General features: G+C 60.7%; 11 protein-coding genes. 6 read left to right on the top strand and 5 right to left on the bottom strand.

Annotation, left to right across the window (positions count from 1 at the left end; translation table 11 throughout):
* Window positions 1-12 precede the first annotated feature (12 nt).
* The 4 genes from VWY75_RS18815 (at window position 13) to rarD (ending at window position 7,088) form a co-directional block, all read left to right on the top strand.
* Window positions 13-2,460 carry a GcvT family protein gene (locus tag VWY75_RS18815; protein WP_416537658.1) on the top strand — a complete coding sequence of 816 codons (2,448 nt, stop codon included), beginning with the start codon at window positions 13-15 and terminating at the stop codon, window positions 2,458-2,460.
* Window positions 2,441-3,469: a GlxA family transcriptional regulator gene (locus VWY75_RS18810; RefSeq protein WP_416537657.1), complete on the top strand. Its 1,029-nt coding sequence runs from the start codon at window positions 2,441-2,443 to the stop codon at window positions 3,467-3,469. Before VWY75_RS18815 ends, VWY75_RS18810 begins: the two co-directional genes overlap by 20 nt.
* Window positions 3,470-3,564: 95 nt before the next feature.
* Window positions 3,565-6,015 (top strand): GcvT family protein, encoded by a 2,451-nt coding sequence (locus VWY75_RS18805; protein WP_416537656.1) that lies wholly within the window; start codon window positions 3,565-3,567, stop codon window positions 6,013-6,015.
* A 179-nt stretch (window positions 6,016-6,194) separates the two neighbouring features.
* Window positions 6,195-7,088 (top strand): EamA family transporter RarD, encoded by an 894-nt coding sequence (rarD, locus tag VWY75_RS18800; RefSeq protein WP_340546911.1) that lies wholly within the window; start codon window positions 6,195-6,197, stop codon window positions 7,086-7,088.
* On the opposite strand, the gene VWY75_RS18795 is transcribed toward rarD, so the two are convergent.
* Window positions 7,049-7,768, bottom strand: a complete 720-nt coding sequence (locus tag VWY75_RS18795) for an SGNH/GDSL hydrolase family protein (protein WP_416537655.1) — start codon at window positions 7,766-7,768, stop codon at window positions 7,049-7,051. The genes rarD and VWY75_RS18795 overlap by 40 nt on opposite strands.
* A gap of 44 nt (window positions 7,769-7,812) precedes the next feature.
* The gene (locus VWY75_RS18790) at window positions 7,813-8,226 is read right to left on the bottom strand and encodes a nuclear transport factor 2 family protein (RefSeq protein WP_416537654.1); all 414 of its coding nucleotides are present in this window, start codon (window positions 8,224-8,226) and stop codon (window positions 7,813-7,815) included.
* 132 nt (window positions 8,227-8,358) lie between these two features.
* On the opposite strand from VWY75_RS18790, the gene VWY75_RS18785 reads away from it, so the two are divergent.
* Complete coding sequence (locus VWY75_RS18785; RefSeq protein ID WP_340546908.1) at window positions 8,359-9,012, top strand: RluA family pseudouridine synthase; 654 nt, start codon at window positions 8,359-8,361, stop codon at window positions 9,010-9,012.
* Window positions 9,013-9,024: 12 nt separating this feature from the next.
* On the opposite strand, the gene VWY75_RS18780 is transcribed toward VWY75_RS18785, so the two are convergent.
* Together VWY75_RS18780 and VWY75_RS18775 are read right to left on the bottom strand one after the other, a co-directional pair.
* Window positions 9,025-9,882 (bottom strand): alpha-1,2-fucosyltransferase, encoded by an 858-nt coding sequence (locus tag VWY75_RS18780; protein ID WP_416537653.1) that lies wholly within the window; start codon window positions 9,880-9,882, stop codon window positions 9,025-9,027.
* 71 nt (window positions 9,883-9,953) lie between these two features.
* The gene (locus VWY75_RS18775; RefSeq protein WP_416537652.1) at window positions 9,954-10,457 is read right to left on the bottom strand and encodes a VOC family protein; all 504 of its coding nucleotides are present in this window, start codon (window positions 10,455-10,457) and stop codon (window positions 9,954-9,956) included.
* 359 nt (window positions 10,458-10,816) lie between these two features.
* Here VWY75_RS18775 and VWY75_RS18770 point away from each other — a divergent pair, with 359 nt between their 5' ends.
* Window positions 10,817-11,275, top strand: a complete 459-nt coding sequence (locus tag VWY75_RS18770; protein WP_416537651.1) for a glyoxalase superfamily protein — start codon at window positions 10,817-10,819, stop codon at window positions 11,273-11,275.
* Window positions 11,276-11,399: 124 nt separating this feature from the next.
* Here the strand turns inward: VWY75_RS18770 and VWY75_RS18765 are convergent, their stop codons facing one another.
* Window positions 11,400-12,839 (bottom strand): aldehyde dehydrogenase family protein, encoded by a 1,440-nt coding sequence (locus tag VWY75_RS18765; protein ID WP_416537650.1) that lies wholly within the window; start codon window positions 12,837-12,839, stop codon window positions 11,400-11,402.
* Window positions 12,840-12,997: the final 158 nt, after the last annotated feature.

Below are 12,997 nucleotides of genomic sequence, written 5' to 3'. Positions count from 1 at the left end.
CAGGGAGCAATCATGTCCGATTTTCCAAACAAGGCCCGTGTGGTCATCATCGGCGGTGGCGTCGTCGGCTGTTCGGCACTGTATCATCTTGGGAAGAAGGGATGGACGGATTGCGTCCTCCTGGAAAAGAACGAACTGACAGCCGGTTCGACATGGCATGCGGCGGGCAATGTTCCGACATTCTCGACCTCTTGGGCGATCATGAACATGCAGCGCTACTCGACCGAGCTGTATGACCGCCTCGGTGAAGAGGTCGACTATCCGATGAACTATCATCAGACCGGCTCTATCCGTCTGGCCCATACCAAGGAGCGAATGCACGAGTTTGAACGCGCCTGCTCCATGGGCCGCTATCAGGGCATCGGGATGGAGATATGGACGCCTGAGCAGGCCAAGGAGCGCTACCCTTTCCTGGAAACCCACGATCTGAAGGGGGTGCTGTGGGATCCGTCAGACGGCGACATCGACCCGGCGCAGGTGACGCAGGCGCTAGCCAAGGGCGCCCGCGACATGGGCGCGAGGATCATCCGCTTCTGCCCGGCAACCGGTGTCACCCAGAAGGACGACAAGACCTGGATCGTGCATACTGAAAAGGGCGATATCGCCTGTGAATTTGTGGTGAACGCCTCCGGTTACTATGCCCAGCGTGTCGGCGAGTGGTTCAAGCCCTATGGCGGGCGCACCGTGCCGATGATGGTGATGAGTCACCAGTATCTGCTGACCGAGCAGATCCCCGAGATCGAAGAACACACCAAGAAGACCGGCAAGAAGCTGCCGCTGATCCGCGACGTGGATGTGTCCTATTACCTGCGTCAGGAAAAGAATGGCTACAACCTCGGGCCGTACGAGCCGAACTGCAAAGGCCATTGGATGACCGAGGACGACCGGATGCCGGACGATTTTTCGTTCCAGCTGTGGTCGGACGATCTGGACCGGATCGAGGATATCGTCACCGACGCGATGGAGCGGGTGCCGCTGATGGCGTCCACCGGCGTCTCCAGCGTGATCAACGGCCCGATTCCCTATGCCCCCGACGGTCTGCCGCTGCTGGGCCCGATGCCGGGCGTGGACAACGCGTTCGAGGCCTGTGTCTTTACCTTTGGCATCGCCCAGGGCGGCGGTGCCGGCAAGGTGCTGGCGGAGTGGATCGCCGACGGCCAGACCGAGTGGGACATGTGGTCCTGCGATCCGCGCCGTTACACCGACTACACCGACCAGGATTACTGCGACAAGAAAGGCATGGAAGTCTACGGCAACGAATACGCCATGCACTTTCCGCATCACGAATGGCCGGCAGCGCGCGACAAGAAAGTCAGCCAGGTGCATTGCCGCATCAAGGAGCTCGGCGGCCAGATGGGCGCCTACAACGGCTGGGAGCGCGCCAACTGGTTTGCAAAGGATGGTGACGACACCTCCGAGGAGGCCACCCATACCTGGGGCCGCTCCGGCCCGTGGCAGCAGCGGATCAAGGAAGAATGCGAAGCGGTCCGCGACGATGTTGGCGTGCTGGACCTGCCGGGTTTCTCCCGTTTCAACCTGGACGGTGAGGGCGCAGCCGAGTTTCTGCGCGGGATGATCACCGGGGGTCTGCCCAAGGCGGGCCGGATGAACCTGGTCTACTTCGCAGATAACCGCGGCCGTATCCTGACGGAGATGTCCTGCATCCGTCATGGCGAGGACCACTTCACCCTGATCACCGCGGGCTCGGCCCAGTGGCACGACTTCGAGATCCTGAAGAAGGCGCTGCCCGAGGGCCTGACCCTGACCGACCGCACCACCGAATTTGCAACCATGATCGTCACCGGCCCGAAATCGCGGGAGCTGCTGGCGGGCATCTCGGATGCCGATCTGTCGCTGGGCTGGCTGACCCATCAGGAAGCCACGGTCGCGGGCAAGCCCGCCTTCCTGGCGCGGGTGTCCTTTGCTGGCGAACTGGGCTGGGAGGTCCATTGCGCCAACGCGCATCAACCGGAGATTTACGAGGCCCTGCTGGCGGGCGGCGCCAAGCCGTTTGGCATGTACGCGCTGAACGCCCTGCGCATCGAAAAGGGCTACCGCACCTGGAAGGGTGACCTGTCCACCGACTACTCGCTGCTTGAAGGCGGGCTGGAGCGGTTCGTCAAGCTGGACAAACCGCAGGATTTCCCGGGCAAGGCCGCGATCCAGGCCGAAAAGCAGCGGGGGGTGAAGAAATCCTTTGTCACCCTGATTGTCGACGCCGGTGAGGCGGATGCGCCCTACATGTCCTGCATCTGGAAGGACGGGGAAATCGTGGGCGAAACCACTTCCGGCGACTGGGGCTACCGTGTGAATGCCTCCATCGCGCTGGGCATGGTGCGACCTGAGTTGGCGGTGCCCGGAACCGAACTGGAGATCGAAATCTACGGTGAGAAATACCGTGCGGTGGTTCAAAAAGACGAACCACTGTGGGATCCGGGCAATGACCGGCTCCGGGCCTGACCCTCGCGCGACCTCCGGGGGCCCCGCCCCTGGGGGACGTCGGTGGCAGGTTGATATCCTGCTGAGCGAAGGTTTCGTCTTGACGGAATTTTCCGCCGTGGTGGAGCCGTTGCGCCTGGCCAATCGGGTGTTGGCGCAGCCACCGTTCTCCTGGACCCTTCGCTCCGCAGCGGGTGGTCAGATCGGCTGCCGGGCGGGTGCATTTGTCGAGACGGAGCCTTTTGCAAGCCGCGCCGAGGCGGATTGTGTTTTTGTTCTTGGCAACACGGATCCCGATTGCCCTGCGCTGTCGATGGGGCCGCTGATCAGCAGATACCGCGCGCGCGGAGCCAAAGTCTATCTGCTGGCTGAGGCGGCAAGCAGGTACATCCGCGACAGCGGAAAGCAGGGGGCGCTCCACACGACACATTGGGAAAACGCCACTTTGATGCGCGAACGTATTGGATTGTTTGACGCCAACTTCGCGCTTGCAAGCGAGGATGGTCAGGTTGTGACCTGTGCCGGAATGGGGTCGACGGTGGATATCGTTCTGGCCCTGATTGGACAGCTGACAACGGCCGCCGCCCAGGTGACGGTTGCCAATATCCTGCTGCATGACAAGATACGCGATTACGCATCGCTGCAACCCTTCTCAGGTGTGAAGCCAACGGTTACCGGTGATGCTGACCTCGATCAGGCCATTCGCGTGATGCAGGAGCACATCGAAGACCCGTTGCCGATCAACGAGATCGTGGATCAACTGGGGATTTCGACCCGATCGCTGGAGCGCAAGTTCAATACTTTTCTGGGGACCACTCCAAACGGGTTTTACCGCGAAATGCGGCTGAACAAGGCGAATAATCTGCTGCTCAACACCACTATGAGCGTGCGGGAAATCGGATTGGCCTGCGGATTCTCCAACGGGTTTTCGACCCTGTATAAGGCTTTTTTCGGCATTACCCCATTTGCCCTGCGAAAGTCACGACGCGCTTCCCAGTCCATGGAGCGACGTCGGAAACACGCCGATTAGCGGCGGAGAATACAGCGGCAAGATTGGCGTTTTTCATACATTTCCTGTCGCCTATCTGTGGCAGGGTCTGATCAAACGAGATCAGGAGACACAAGATGAGCGATCTTCCCAACAAGGCCCGTGTTGTCATTATCGGCGGCGGCGTGATCGGCTGCTCGGTAGCTTATCACCTGACCAAGCTCGGCTGGAAGGATGTGGTGCTGCTGGAGCGTAAGCAGCTGACCTCCGGCACCACATGGCATGCCGCGGGGCTGATCGGCCAACTGCGCGCGTCCTCCAACATGACCAAACTCGCCCGCTATTCGGCCGAGCTCTATTTGGGGCTTGAGGCAGAAACCGGAGTCGCGACGGGTATGCGTCAGGTGGGGTCGGTGTCCGCTGCCCTGACCCATGAGCGGCTTGAGGAGCTCTACCGCAACGCCGCCATGGCGCGCGCCTTTGGCGTGCCGGTGGAGGAGCTGTCGCCCAAGGAGGTGAAGGAGCGCTACGAGCACATCAATCTGGACGGCGTGACCGGCGGCGTCTGGCTGCCGACCGACGGGCAGGCGGATCCGGCCAACATCGCGCTGGCCCTGGCCAAGGGCGCCCGCAAGCGCGGCGCGCTGGTCAAGGAGCGCATCAAGGTCACCGGCATCTCCAAACAGGGCCGCCGCGTCACCGGTGTGGACTGGGTTAGCGACGATGGCGGGGCGCAGGGCCATATTGAATGCGACATGGTGGTGAACTGCGCCGGCATGTGGGGGCATGAGGTTGGCCGCATGGCAGGCGTCAACGTGCCGCTGCATGCCTGCGAGCACTTCTACATCGTCACCGAAGGTATCGCAGGCCTGACCCAGATGCCGGTGCTGCGGGTGCCGGACGAATGCGCCTACTACAAAGAAGATGCAGGAAAGATCCTGCTGGGAGCGTTTGAACCGAACGCCAAGCCCTGGGCGATGAACGGCATACCCGACAGCTTTGAGTTCGACCAACTGCCCGAGGATTTCGACCACTTCGAGCCGATCCTGGAAGCCGCCTGCAACCGGATGCCGCTGCTGGCGGAGGCGGGCATCCATACCTTCTTCAACGGTCCGGAATCCTTCACCCCGGATGATGCCTACCATCTGGGCCTGGCGCCGGAGATGGACAATTTCTGGGTCGCGGCAGGCTTCAACTCAATCGGCATCCAGTCTGCAGGCGGTGCCGGCATGGCGCTGGCGCAGTGGATGGAAGACGGCCAGAAGCCGTTTGATCTCGGCGATGTGGACATCTCCCGCATGCACCCGTTCCAGGGCAACAAGCATTACCTGTTCGAGCGTTCAAAAGAGACCCTCGGCCTGCTCTATGCGGACCATTTCCCCTACCGCCAGAAGGCCACCGCCCGCGGCGTGCGCCGCACCCCGTTCCACTACCACCTCAAGGAACAGGGCGCCGTTTTCGGCGAAATCGGCGGCTGGGAGCGCGCCAACTGGTTTGCGAACGAAGGCCAGGAGCGCGAGTACCAGTACAGCTGGAAACGCCAGAACTGGTTCGAAAATTCTGCAGCTGAACACCGCGCTGTCCGTGAAAACGTCGGCATGTACGACATGTCCTCCTTTGGCAAGATCCGCGTCGAAGGCCCGGATGCGGAGAAGTTCCTGAACTACATCTGCGGTGCCAATGTCTCGGTTCCGGCGGGCAAGATCGTCTACACCCAGTTCCTGAACAGCCGCGGCGGGATTGAGGCGGATGTGACCGTCACCCGCCTGAGCGAGACCGTCTATCTGGTGGTGACCCCGGCAGTGACCCGTCTGGCGGATCAGACCTGGATGATGCGCAACAAGGGCGGTTTCAACGTCGTGCTCACCGATGTGACCGCAGGCGAGGGCGTGCTGGCCGTGATGGGCCCGAACGCGCGCAAGCTGCTGCAGAAAGTCTCGCCCAATGATTTCTCCAATGAGGTGAACCCCTTCGGCACCGCGCAAGAGATCGAACTTGGCATGGGGCTCGCCCGTGTCCACCGGGTGACCTATGTGGGCGAACTGGGCTGGGAGATCTACATCCCGGCGGAGATGTCCGGCCACGCCTTCGAAACCCTCTGGGAGGCTGGCCAGAACATGGGGCTCAAGCTTTGCGGCATGCACATGATGGACAGCTGCCGGATCGAGAAGGGCTTCCGCCACTTCGGCCACGACATCACTTGCGAAGACAATGTGATCGATGCAGGGCTTGGCTTTGCGGTTGCCGTCGGCAAGGACGACTTTATCGGCAAGGCCGCGGTGCTGGAGCGCAAGGAGAGCGGCCCCAAGAACCGCATGGTTCAGTTCAAGCTGACCGACCCCGAGCCGCTCTTGTTCCACAATGAGCCGATCATCCGCGACGGAAAATACGTGGGCTATCTCAGCTCCGGTAACTACGGCCACACGCTGGGTGCCGCCATCGGCATGGGCTATGTGCCCTGCGAGGGGGAAAGCGCAGCGGATGTGCTGGGTTCGGTCTATGAGATCGACGTCTGCGGCGTGAAAGTGAAAGCCGAAGCTTCCCTGAAGCCGATGTATGATCCGAAATCGGAGCGGGTGAAGGCATAGGACACCTCTAAGGATCCCAGGGGGGCGAGATCAGCGGGAGAATATGTGCGCCGTTCGCGCACTCTTTCCCCGCCGATCCGATAAGGCCGTCTACCATCGCCGACAGCAGTGTTTTTTGTGCTTCCGCTCTGTCAATTGCGCGCTGAGCTGTCATAAACGCGGCTCAGGGAGATTCCACGATGACCTCATCAGTTGAGAACAAAGACACGCCGCAGGGCCTTGCCTTTGCAGTTTCCGCCTATCTGATGTGGGGATTTCTGCCGATCTATATGAAAGCGCTGGCACATATGCCCGCCGCCGAAGTTGTCGCGCATCGGGTAATCTGGTCGGTGCCCGTGGCGGGTGTGCTACTCATTATCCTGCGTCGAACCCGTGATCTGCGCGCGGCGCTGACCTCGCCCAAGGTCTTGATGATGGGGGCGGTGACAGCGGCGCTGATCTCAGTGAATTGGGGCATCTATGTGTGGTCGATTGCAACCGGGCATGCGCTTGATGCGGCGCTGGGATATTATATCAACCCGCTGTTCAGCGTCATGTTGGGTGCACTTTTGCTGGGAGAGAGATTGTTGCCGGCACAGCTGGTCGCAATCGGTCTGGCGGCACTGGCGGTGCTGGTGCTTGCCGTTGACGCCGGGCGCCTGCCGTGGGCTGCCATTGGTCTTACTCTCAGCTGGGGGTTCTATGCGTTCTTCAAGAAATCCCTGCCGGTCGGCCCCAATCAGGGTTTCATGCTGGAAGTGCTGATCCTGACCCCTCCGGCGCTGGGATATCTGCTCTATCTTACGGCCTCCGGTGACGCGCATTTCGCGGGAGCGTTCAGTGACACCGCGTTGCTGCTGGGCTGTGGTTTGGTCACAGCGGTGCCGCTGATCACCTACGCCAATGGCGCCAAACTGCTGCGGCTCTCCACCATCGGTATTCTGCAATATATTGCTCCGACGATGATATTTCTGGCAGCGGTGTTCATTTTTGGCGAAGATTTTGGTCGCGCGCGCATGATCGCCTTTCCGATGATCTGGCTCGCGCTGGTGATCTACTCGGTCTCATTGGTGCGGCAGATGCGCCGGGCCTGAGGGGCGGGCCGGGATGTGCAGGACAGTTCCGCGTTGATGGTCTCTGCCAAGGTTTCAGCCCAAAGAGAATAGGCGGCTGCCGACGGATGATAGCCGTCCTGCGCTGCCAGCGCTGGGTCGGGCGCCATCGTGAACGGCAGGTGGATGACATCGTGATTCCCTGCGGCCAGGTTGGATAGAACCCGGTCCAGCCGCGCCGCGTGGCGACCTAGGACCCAAGCCAGCGGTTGGGGAAGGGCTGGAAAATCTGCCATTGGTGGCACTCCTGACAAGACCACGAGCCTGACCCCAAACCGGCCCCGCAGGAGCTTGATCAGCGCGCACTGTTCCATGTGAAACCGTCGCCGCCGCGCAAGCCGGGTCACATCATTGACCCCCAATGCCAGAACCGCAACGTCAAAGGTCTGCGGCGGCAGCGCACGCACCCGCGCCAGAGCATCTGCGCTGCGATGCCCGGTTGTGGCCTCCAGCCGCCAGGTCAGATGCCGACCTTGCGTCAGGCGCGATGTCAGTTGACCGGAGAGCGCATCGTTCTGGCGACCGACACCGACACCAGCAGCTGAGCTGTCGCCGACAATCAACAGCCGTAGCGGCGTGCCCTGTCCCTGTTGGCCGAACCGAGGCCCCGAGGGTTCCGGCAGGTTCAGCGCCCTGCGCCGGACGTTAACTGCCTGCACCACCAGAAGCGGCAGCAGGACAATGCGGGCGATATGATCGATGCCGATCAGCTGAGCGCCTTTTGATATTGCAGAAATCGTGGGTCGGTGGTGACCCGTTCCATGATTGCGGCGCGCAGCACGCCGACGCTTTTATAGGGGCGCATGACCACCTCGAAATGGCTGATCAGGCCGTGCGAATCCAACGTGATCAGGTCAACGCCCACGGCATCGAACTCGCCGATCTTGCACTGGAACTCCAATGCCCAGTCGTTTCCGTTCCCCATGATCCGACGATAGCGAAAGTCACTGAATACCTGACCGACATGACCCAGAATCGCCGCCACTGGTGCGCGACCGGTCCATGTTTTCCAATAGGTCGGGGGCAGGAACTGCACATCCTCCGCCAGGAGATCTGCAATCTGGCTGTCGTCGCCTTTGGCAACAACCTCTTGCAGCCTGTTAATGGTCGGATGTGTCATGCTGCACCTCTCAGAACAGGGAGCCCGCGGTGAGGCAGGGGTTACCGCCACCCTGACGCTCCGCCAGATCCCGGGCAAGCACGACGTAGCGATACCTTGCCCTGCGGGCGCCGGATCGCTAGGGACGCGGGCATGACTGTTTCTAGCGATTATACCCCGCCGACGGATCCATTGGATATCCTGCATCATGACGCGCAGCTATTGGTGGTGAACAAGCCCCATGGTCTGCTGAGCGTACCGGGGCGCGGAGAACACCTTGCGGACTGTCTGCTCACCCGCTTGCAGGCAGTGTTTCCCGAGGCGTTGCTGGTCCATCGACTGGATCGCGACACCTCCGGCGTAATGGTGTTTGCGGTCACTCCGCACGCCCAACGCCATCTCTCGATGCAGTTTGAAAAACGTACCGCAAAGAAAGCCTATATCGCGCGAATTGGTGGCAGGCTAGAGCCGCGCAGCGGGACCGTCGATTTGCCGCTGATCGTCGATTGGCCAAACCGCCCGCGCCAGATGGTCTGCCATGACACTGGCAAGGAGGCGGTGACCGATTGGCGGGTGATAAAATATGAAGAGGCCGCAACACGTGTGCGTCTGACGCCAAAGACAGGTCGCTCGCATCAGTTGCGTGTGCATATGCTCTCGCTCGGACACGCCATTCTGGGCGATCCGCTTTACGCTCAAGGGGCTGCACTGGATCATCCACGCATGATGCTGCACGCAGAAGAGCTGCGTATCAAACATCCCGACAGCGGCGAATCGATGAAGTTCCGCGTCAAGGCACCGTTCTGATCGCAGCAGTTACTAGACGCTGATCCGCAGCCAGTCCGGTGGCAGGATATCGGGGTTGTTCAGCTTGGGGTCGCCGAACCATTTTGCCGGTCCCGCAACCCGGCGCTTCGCAGTCTGGTTCAACCAGGCGGCCCACCAAGAGAAGGAGCTGTTGCCGATGATGTTATGTCTGCACAGGCTCATCAGGCGCATGTCGTCGTAGTCGGTGTCCGCGCCATTGAAATCCACCACCACCTTGTCACAGGGGAGGGGGAGGTTGTCCTTGGCCCACTGCGGATCGTCCGAAAATACATAGACCGTTGGCTGTCCCTCCAGCCCGTCCAGCACCTGTTGCAGCGCGGCTTCGTAATAAGACTGATCGCAAAGCACATGCGCCGCGAGCGTCAGATAATCGCCCCGCCGAACATGCAGCGAGATCGCGTTGCTCTCACTGATCCTGGCCGCCATCTCGGCGTTCTGCTGATTTGAGAAGTCAGGGAAGGTGAAGTCGCGCCTGATCCGTTCGGCGCACCCATTGAAATAGTGCTCGCTCTGCCAATAGCCGTGCAGATAGCTGTCGTCGCCCCAGTGTTCGAAATCTGGATTGTAGCCAAGGCCAGCTTCTCGCCGGAGTTTCGGTCCTGCACCCAACCCCTGCCCGAGGCTGCGCCATACCGCATAGCGCAGTGGTTCGGTCTGGCGCAGCGGAGGCAATTTGTCCGGCGCCGCCAAATCAAGGTCGAAGACACGTGTCAGGACACCTTCGCCGCGCAGCTCCGCGCCACGGCTGTCCAGCGCCAGCGAGACCCCAAGCCGATCCGCCAGCGCGCGCCCGGCGGCATATTGGAACATCTGGTTGCCCAGTCGGCCGTGCAGGCGGGTGATAATCATCGTCGGTCCCTCGAAGAGCTACAGGGGCGTTCATATGCGTGAAGCAGTGTCGTGACCAGTCCCGCCCTCGCTCATCCGCCGTATCGCGCCTGCCAGTCACCAAGGGCTGCGATGCCGAAATCGGGATCCGGCTGATCCGGCATTGGTGCGAGGATCTCGATTGAATGCCCGTCAGGATCCTTGAAGTAGATCGAGAGCGCCGGCATCCAGCCCAGCACCACCGGCTCATCGGTTGGGCTGCCGTGAAAATCGAGCGGTATGATTCCCGCATCCGTCAACCGGTCACAGATGCCATCCATTGCCGCTACGGTACTGCGAAACGCCATGTGCAGCCGCAGTCCCATCGGTGCGGATCCACCGGCCCAGAGCCCCAGCATTCCCTGAGACTGACCGCCCACCCAGTAGAATGCGACCTGTCGTTCCGGCAGATGGTGGGCCAGCTGCAAACCCATGGTCCCTCCGTAGAATGTCATCGCACGGTCTAGGTCTTTAACCGTCAGCTGCGTCTCATAGATTCCGGTCAGTTCCGTTTCGATATGTGTTTTGCCGGTAGCGTTATCCTGTACATGGATCATCTTAAGGCTCCGCTGAATGGTCAGGTAGCGACAGCCTGCAATCTCAAGTCAGGTTTAGATCAAGCGAAAAATCACAGCCGCGTGGCTTCGCCAGACGGATATCTGATGTCATCTGCTGATGCGGCCGGGGCGTGACAATCAGGTCAGCAACTGTTGTGCAGGCTGGCTTGGGTCTTGACCTCGGCCGATTGAACGGCCTAAGGCTGACGTAAGGGTCGGGGCCCTGCCGCTCGCGGTTGAGAAGACCATGGTGAACCCCCGCGCTGAAACTCCTGTCTTTCGCCCATCCATGTGATGCGCCAATGGCAATGCGGGCCCCATTTATCCGGCGCATCTTGTTGATTGGACAAGAGGCAAGAATGACAAATAGCCAGACAGATCTCCCGCCCATTGGGAGCCTCAAGCAGCAGGCCCGCAATCTGCGCGCTCAGTTGCAGGCCCGTAACCACACACTCTCGCATAGCGCCGCGCTTGAGATGGTGGCCCGGCAATACGGCTACAAGGATTGGAACACGATCAGCGCCAAGGCTGACAGGCCACGCCCGGATGTTGCGCAGCAGGCGTTGCAGATCGGGCAGATGCTGAGGGGCAGCTACCTTGGCCAGGCCTTCACAGCCGAGCTGCGGGGGTTGCAGGTGTTTGCTGGCGGCGCCCGACGACGCGTTACCCTGCATCTGGAACAACCGGTCGATGTTGTGAAATTCGACAGTTTCTCAGCGCTGCGTCAGCGGATCACCGGAACCATCGGCTGGGATGGCCGCTCAGCTGAGTGTACCTCCGACGGCCTGCCCCAACTGGTGCTTGAACTGCCCAATTAGAGCCTGTTTTGCACCAGCATGAGGCGCCAGCAAAGCCCTGGTCCCAGCAAAGCCCTGATGCAGGAAAGCAAGGAGCCGCCCTCTGGGGGCGGCTCCTGTTGTTCTGGACCCTGAACAAATAGGCCTATTCTGCAGCCCAGCCGCCGACGGCTTTGACTTCCATGAAGTCCTCGATGCCCCAGCTGCCGCCTTCGCGGCCGTTGCCAGATTGCTTCATCCCACCAAAGGGAGATCCGGCGGAGCGGGATTTGCCATTCATCTCGATCATGCCGGCGCGCAGTTTGCGAGCCATGCGATTGGCACGGGCCGCATCCTGTGTCTGCACATAGTTGGTCAGCCCGTAGGGGGTATCGTTGGCGATTTCGATCGCTTCTTCTTCGGTCTCGAAGGGGATAATCGACAGCACCGGGCCAAAGATCTCTTCGCGGGCGATGGTCATCTGGTTGTTCACATCGGCAAAGACGGTGGGCTTGACATAAAAACCCTGGTTCAGCCCATCAGGACGGCCGGTTCCACCTGCGACAAGGCGGGCGCCTTCGTCGATGCCTTTCTGGATCAGATCCTGGATCTTAGTCCATTGCAGTTCGTTCACAACCGGCCCGATGTGGCGGCCTTCGCTGGAGGCGGGGCCAACCTCCACCTTGCTGGCAACAGCAGCAGCTTCTTCGACAGCTTTGTCATAGATGCTTTTCTGAACCAGCATCCGGCTTGGGGCGTTACAGCTCTGGCCGGTGTTGTTCATCATATGCAGGACACCGCGCTTGACGGCCTTGTCATCGGCATCTTCAAAGATGACGTTGGCGCCTTTGCCACCCAGCTCCAGATGAACTTTTTTCAGCGTGTCGGCTGCGGCCTTGGAAATCGCCGTGCCTGCGCGGGTCGACCCGGTAAAGGACACCATATCCACGTCCGGGTGGCTGGACAGCTGAGTGCCGACACCGGCGCCGTCGCCATTGACCAGATTGAATACGCCCGCAGGGAAACCGGCCGCATCCATCATTTCGGCAAAGATCATTGCATTGAGCGGGCTCTGCTCTGAGGGTTTCAGAACCATGGTGCACCCGGCAATGGCCGCCGCGCCAACTTTCAGTGTGACCTGATTCATCGGCCAGTTCCACGGCGTGATCAGCGCAGCGACACCAACCGCCTCGTGGATGATACGATCATTCGGGGCATGGTCACCCAGCGGCGCTTCGAAGGAGAACGCCTTGGCCGCCTTGATGAAATTGCGCAGATGCCAGCTGCCAGCGCCTGCCTGCTGGGTGCGGGCCATATCAATCGGCGCACCCATTTCGATGCTCATTGCCTGCGCCAGATCTTCAGTGCGGCTCTCATAGATCTCGATCAGCTTTTCGACCAGCGCGATGCGCTCTTCTACCGGAGTGGCCATCCAGCCCGGCAGCGCCGCCTTTGCAGCCGCGACGGCAGCATCTGTATCCGCCGCACTGCCAAGCGAGATGACCGCGCAAGGCGCTTCGGTCGATGGGTCGATCACTTCGAAATCATTCGGGGCAGCCGGGGCGACCCATTGGCCGTTGATGTAAAAATCACGTTTCTCGATCATCTGTCGATCTCCCGATTGTCAGGGTGTGACGGGGCGGTGCCCGCGATTGGCGGACACTCTGTCACTGGCGTTTCGGATGAGCAAGGGGGGGATTTCATAATTTGATCAAATTTTGCAGCGGAATAATTTTCGCCACTTTGACCCTATATGGAACGGCG

Origin of the sequence: Phaeobacter sp. JH20_08, from assembly GCF_048056635.1 — a bacterium.
Lineage (GTDB): Bacteria > Pseudomonadota > Alphaproteobacteria > Rhodobacterales > Rhodobacteraceae > Phaeobacter > Phaeobacter bryozoorum.
The sequence above is the reverse complement of the archived record's forward strand: the minus strand, read 5'-3'. Positions and strand labels throughout refer to the sequence as shown.

Coding starts and splice junctions, on each gene's coding strand:
- VWY75_RS18805 (WP_416537656.1), top strand. CDS start 3,565: ATGAGCGATCTTCCCAACAAGGCCCGTGTTGTCATTATCGGCGGCGGC.
- VWY75_RS18810 (WP_416537657.1), top strand. CDS start 2,441: ATGACCGGCTCCGGGCCTGACCCTCGCGCGACCTCCGGGGGCCCCGCC.
- VWY75_RS18770 (WP_416537651.1), top strand. CDS start 10,817: ATGACAAATAGCCAGACAGATCTCCCGCCCATTGGGAGCCTCAAGCAG.
- VWY75_RS18780 (WP_416537653.1), bottom strand. CDS start 9,882: ATGATTATCACCCGCCTGCACGGCCGACTGGGCAACCAGATGTTCCAA.
- VWY75_RS18790 (WP_416537654.1), bottom strand. CDS start 8,226: ATGACACATCCGACCATTAACAGGCTGCAAGAGGTTGTTGCCAAAGGC.
- VWY75_RS18785 (WP_340546908.1), top strand. CDS start 8,359: ATGACTGTTTCTAGCGATTATACCCCGCCGACGGATCCATTGGATATC.
- VWY75_RS18775 (WP_416537652.1), bottom strand. CDS start 10,457: ATGATCCATGTACAGGATAACGCTACCGGCAAAACACATATCGAAACG.
- rarD (WP_340546911.1), top strand. CDS start 6,195: ATGACCTCATCAGTTGAGAACAAAGACACGCCGCAGGGCCTTGCCTTT.
- VWY75_RS18815 (WP_416537658.1), top strand. CDS start 13: ATGTCCGATTTTCCAAACAAGGCCCGTGTGGTCATCATCGGCGGTGGC.
- VWY75_RS18765 (WP_416537650.1), bottom strand. CDS start 12,839: ATGATCGAGAAACGTGATTTTTACATCAACGGCCAATGGGTCGCCCCG.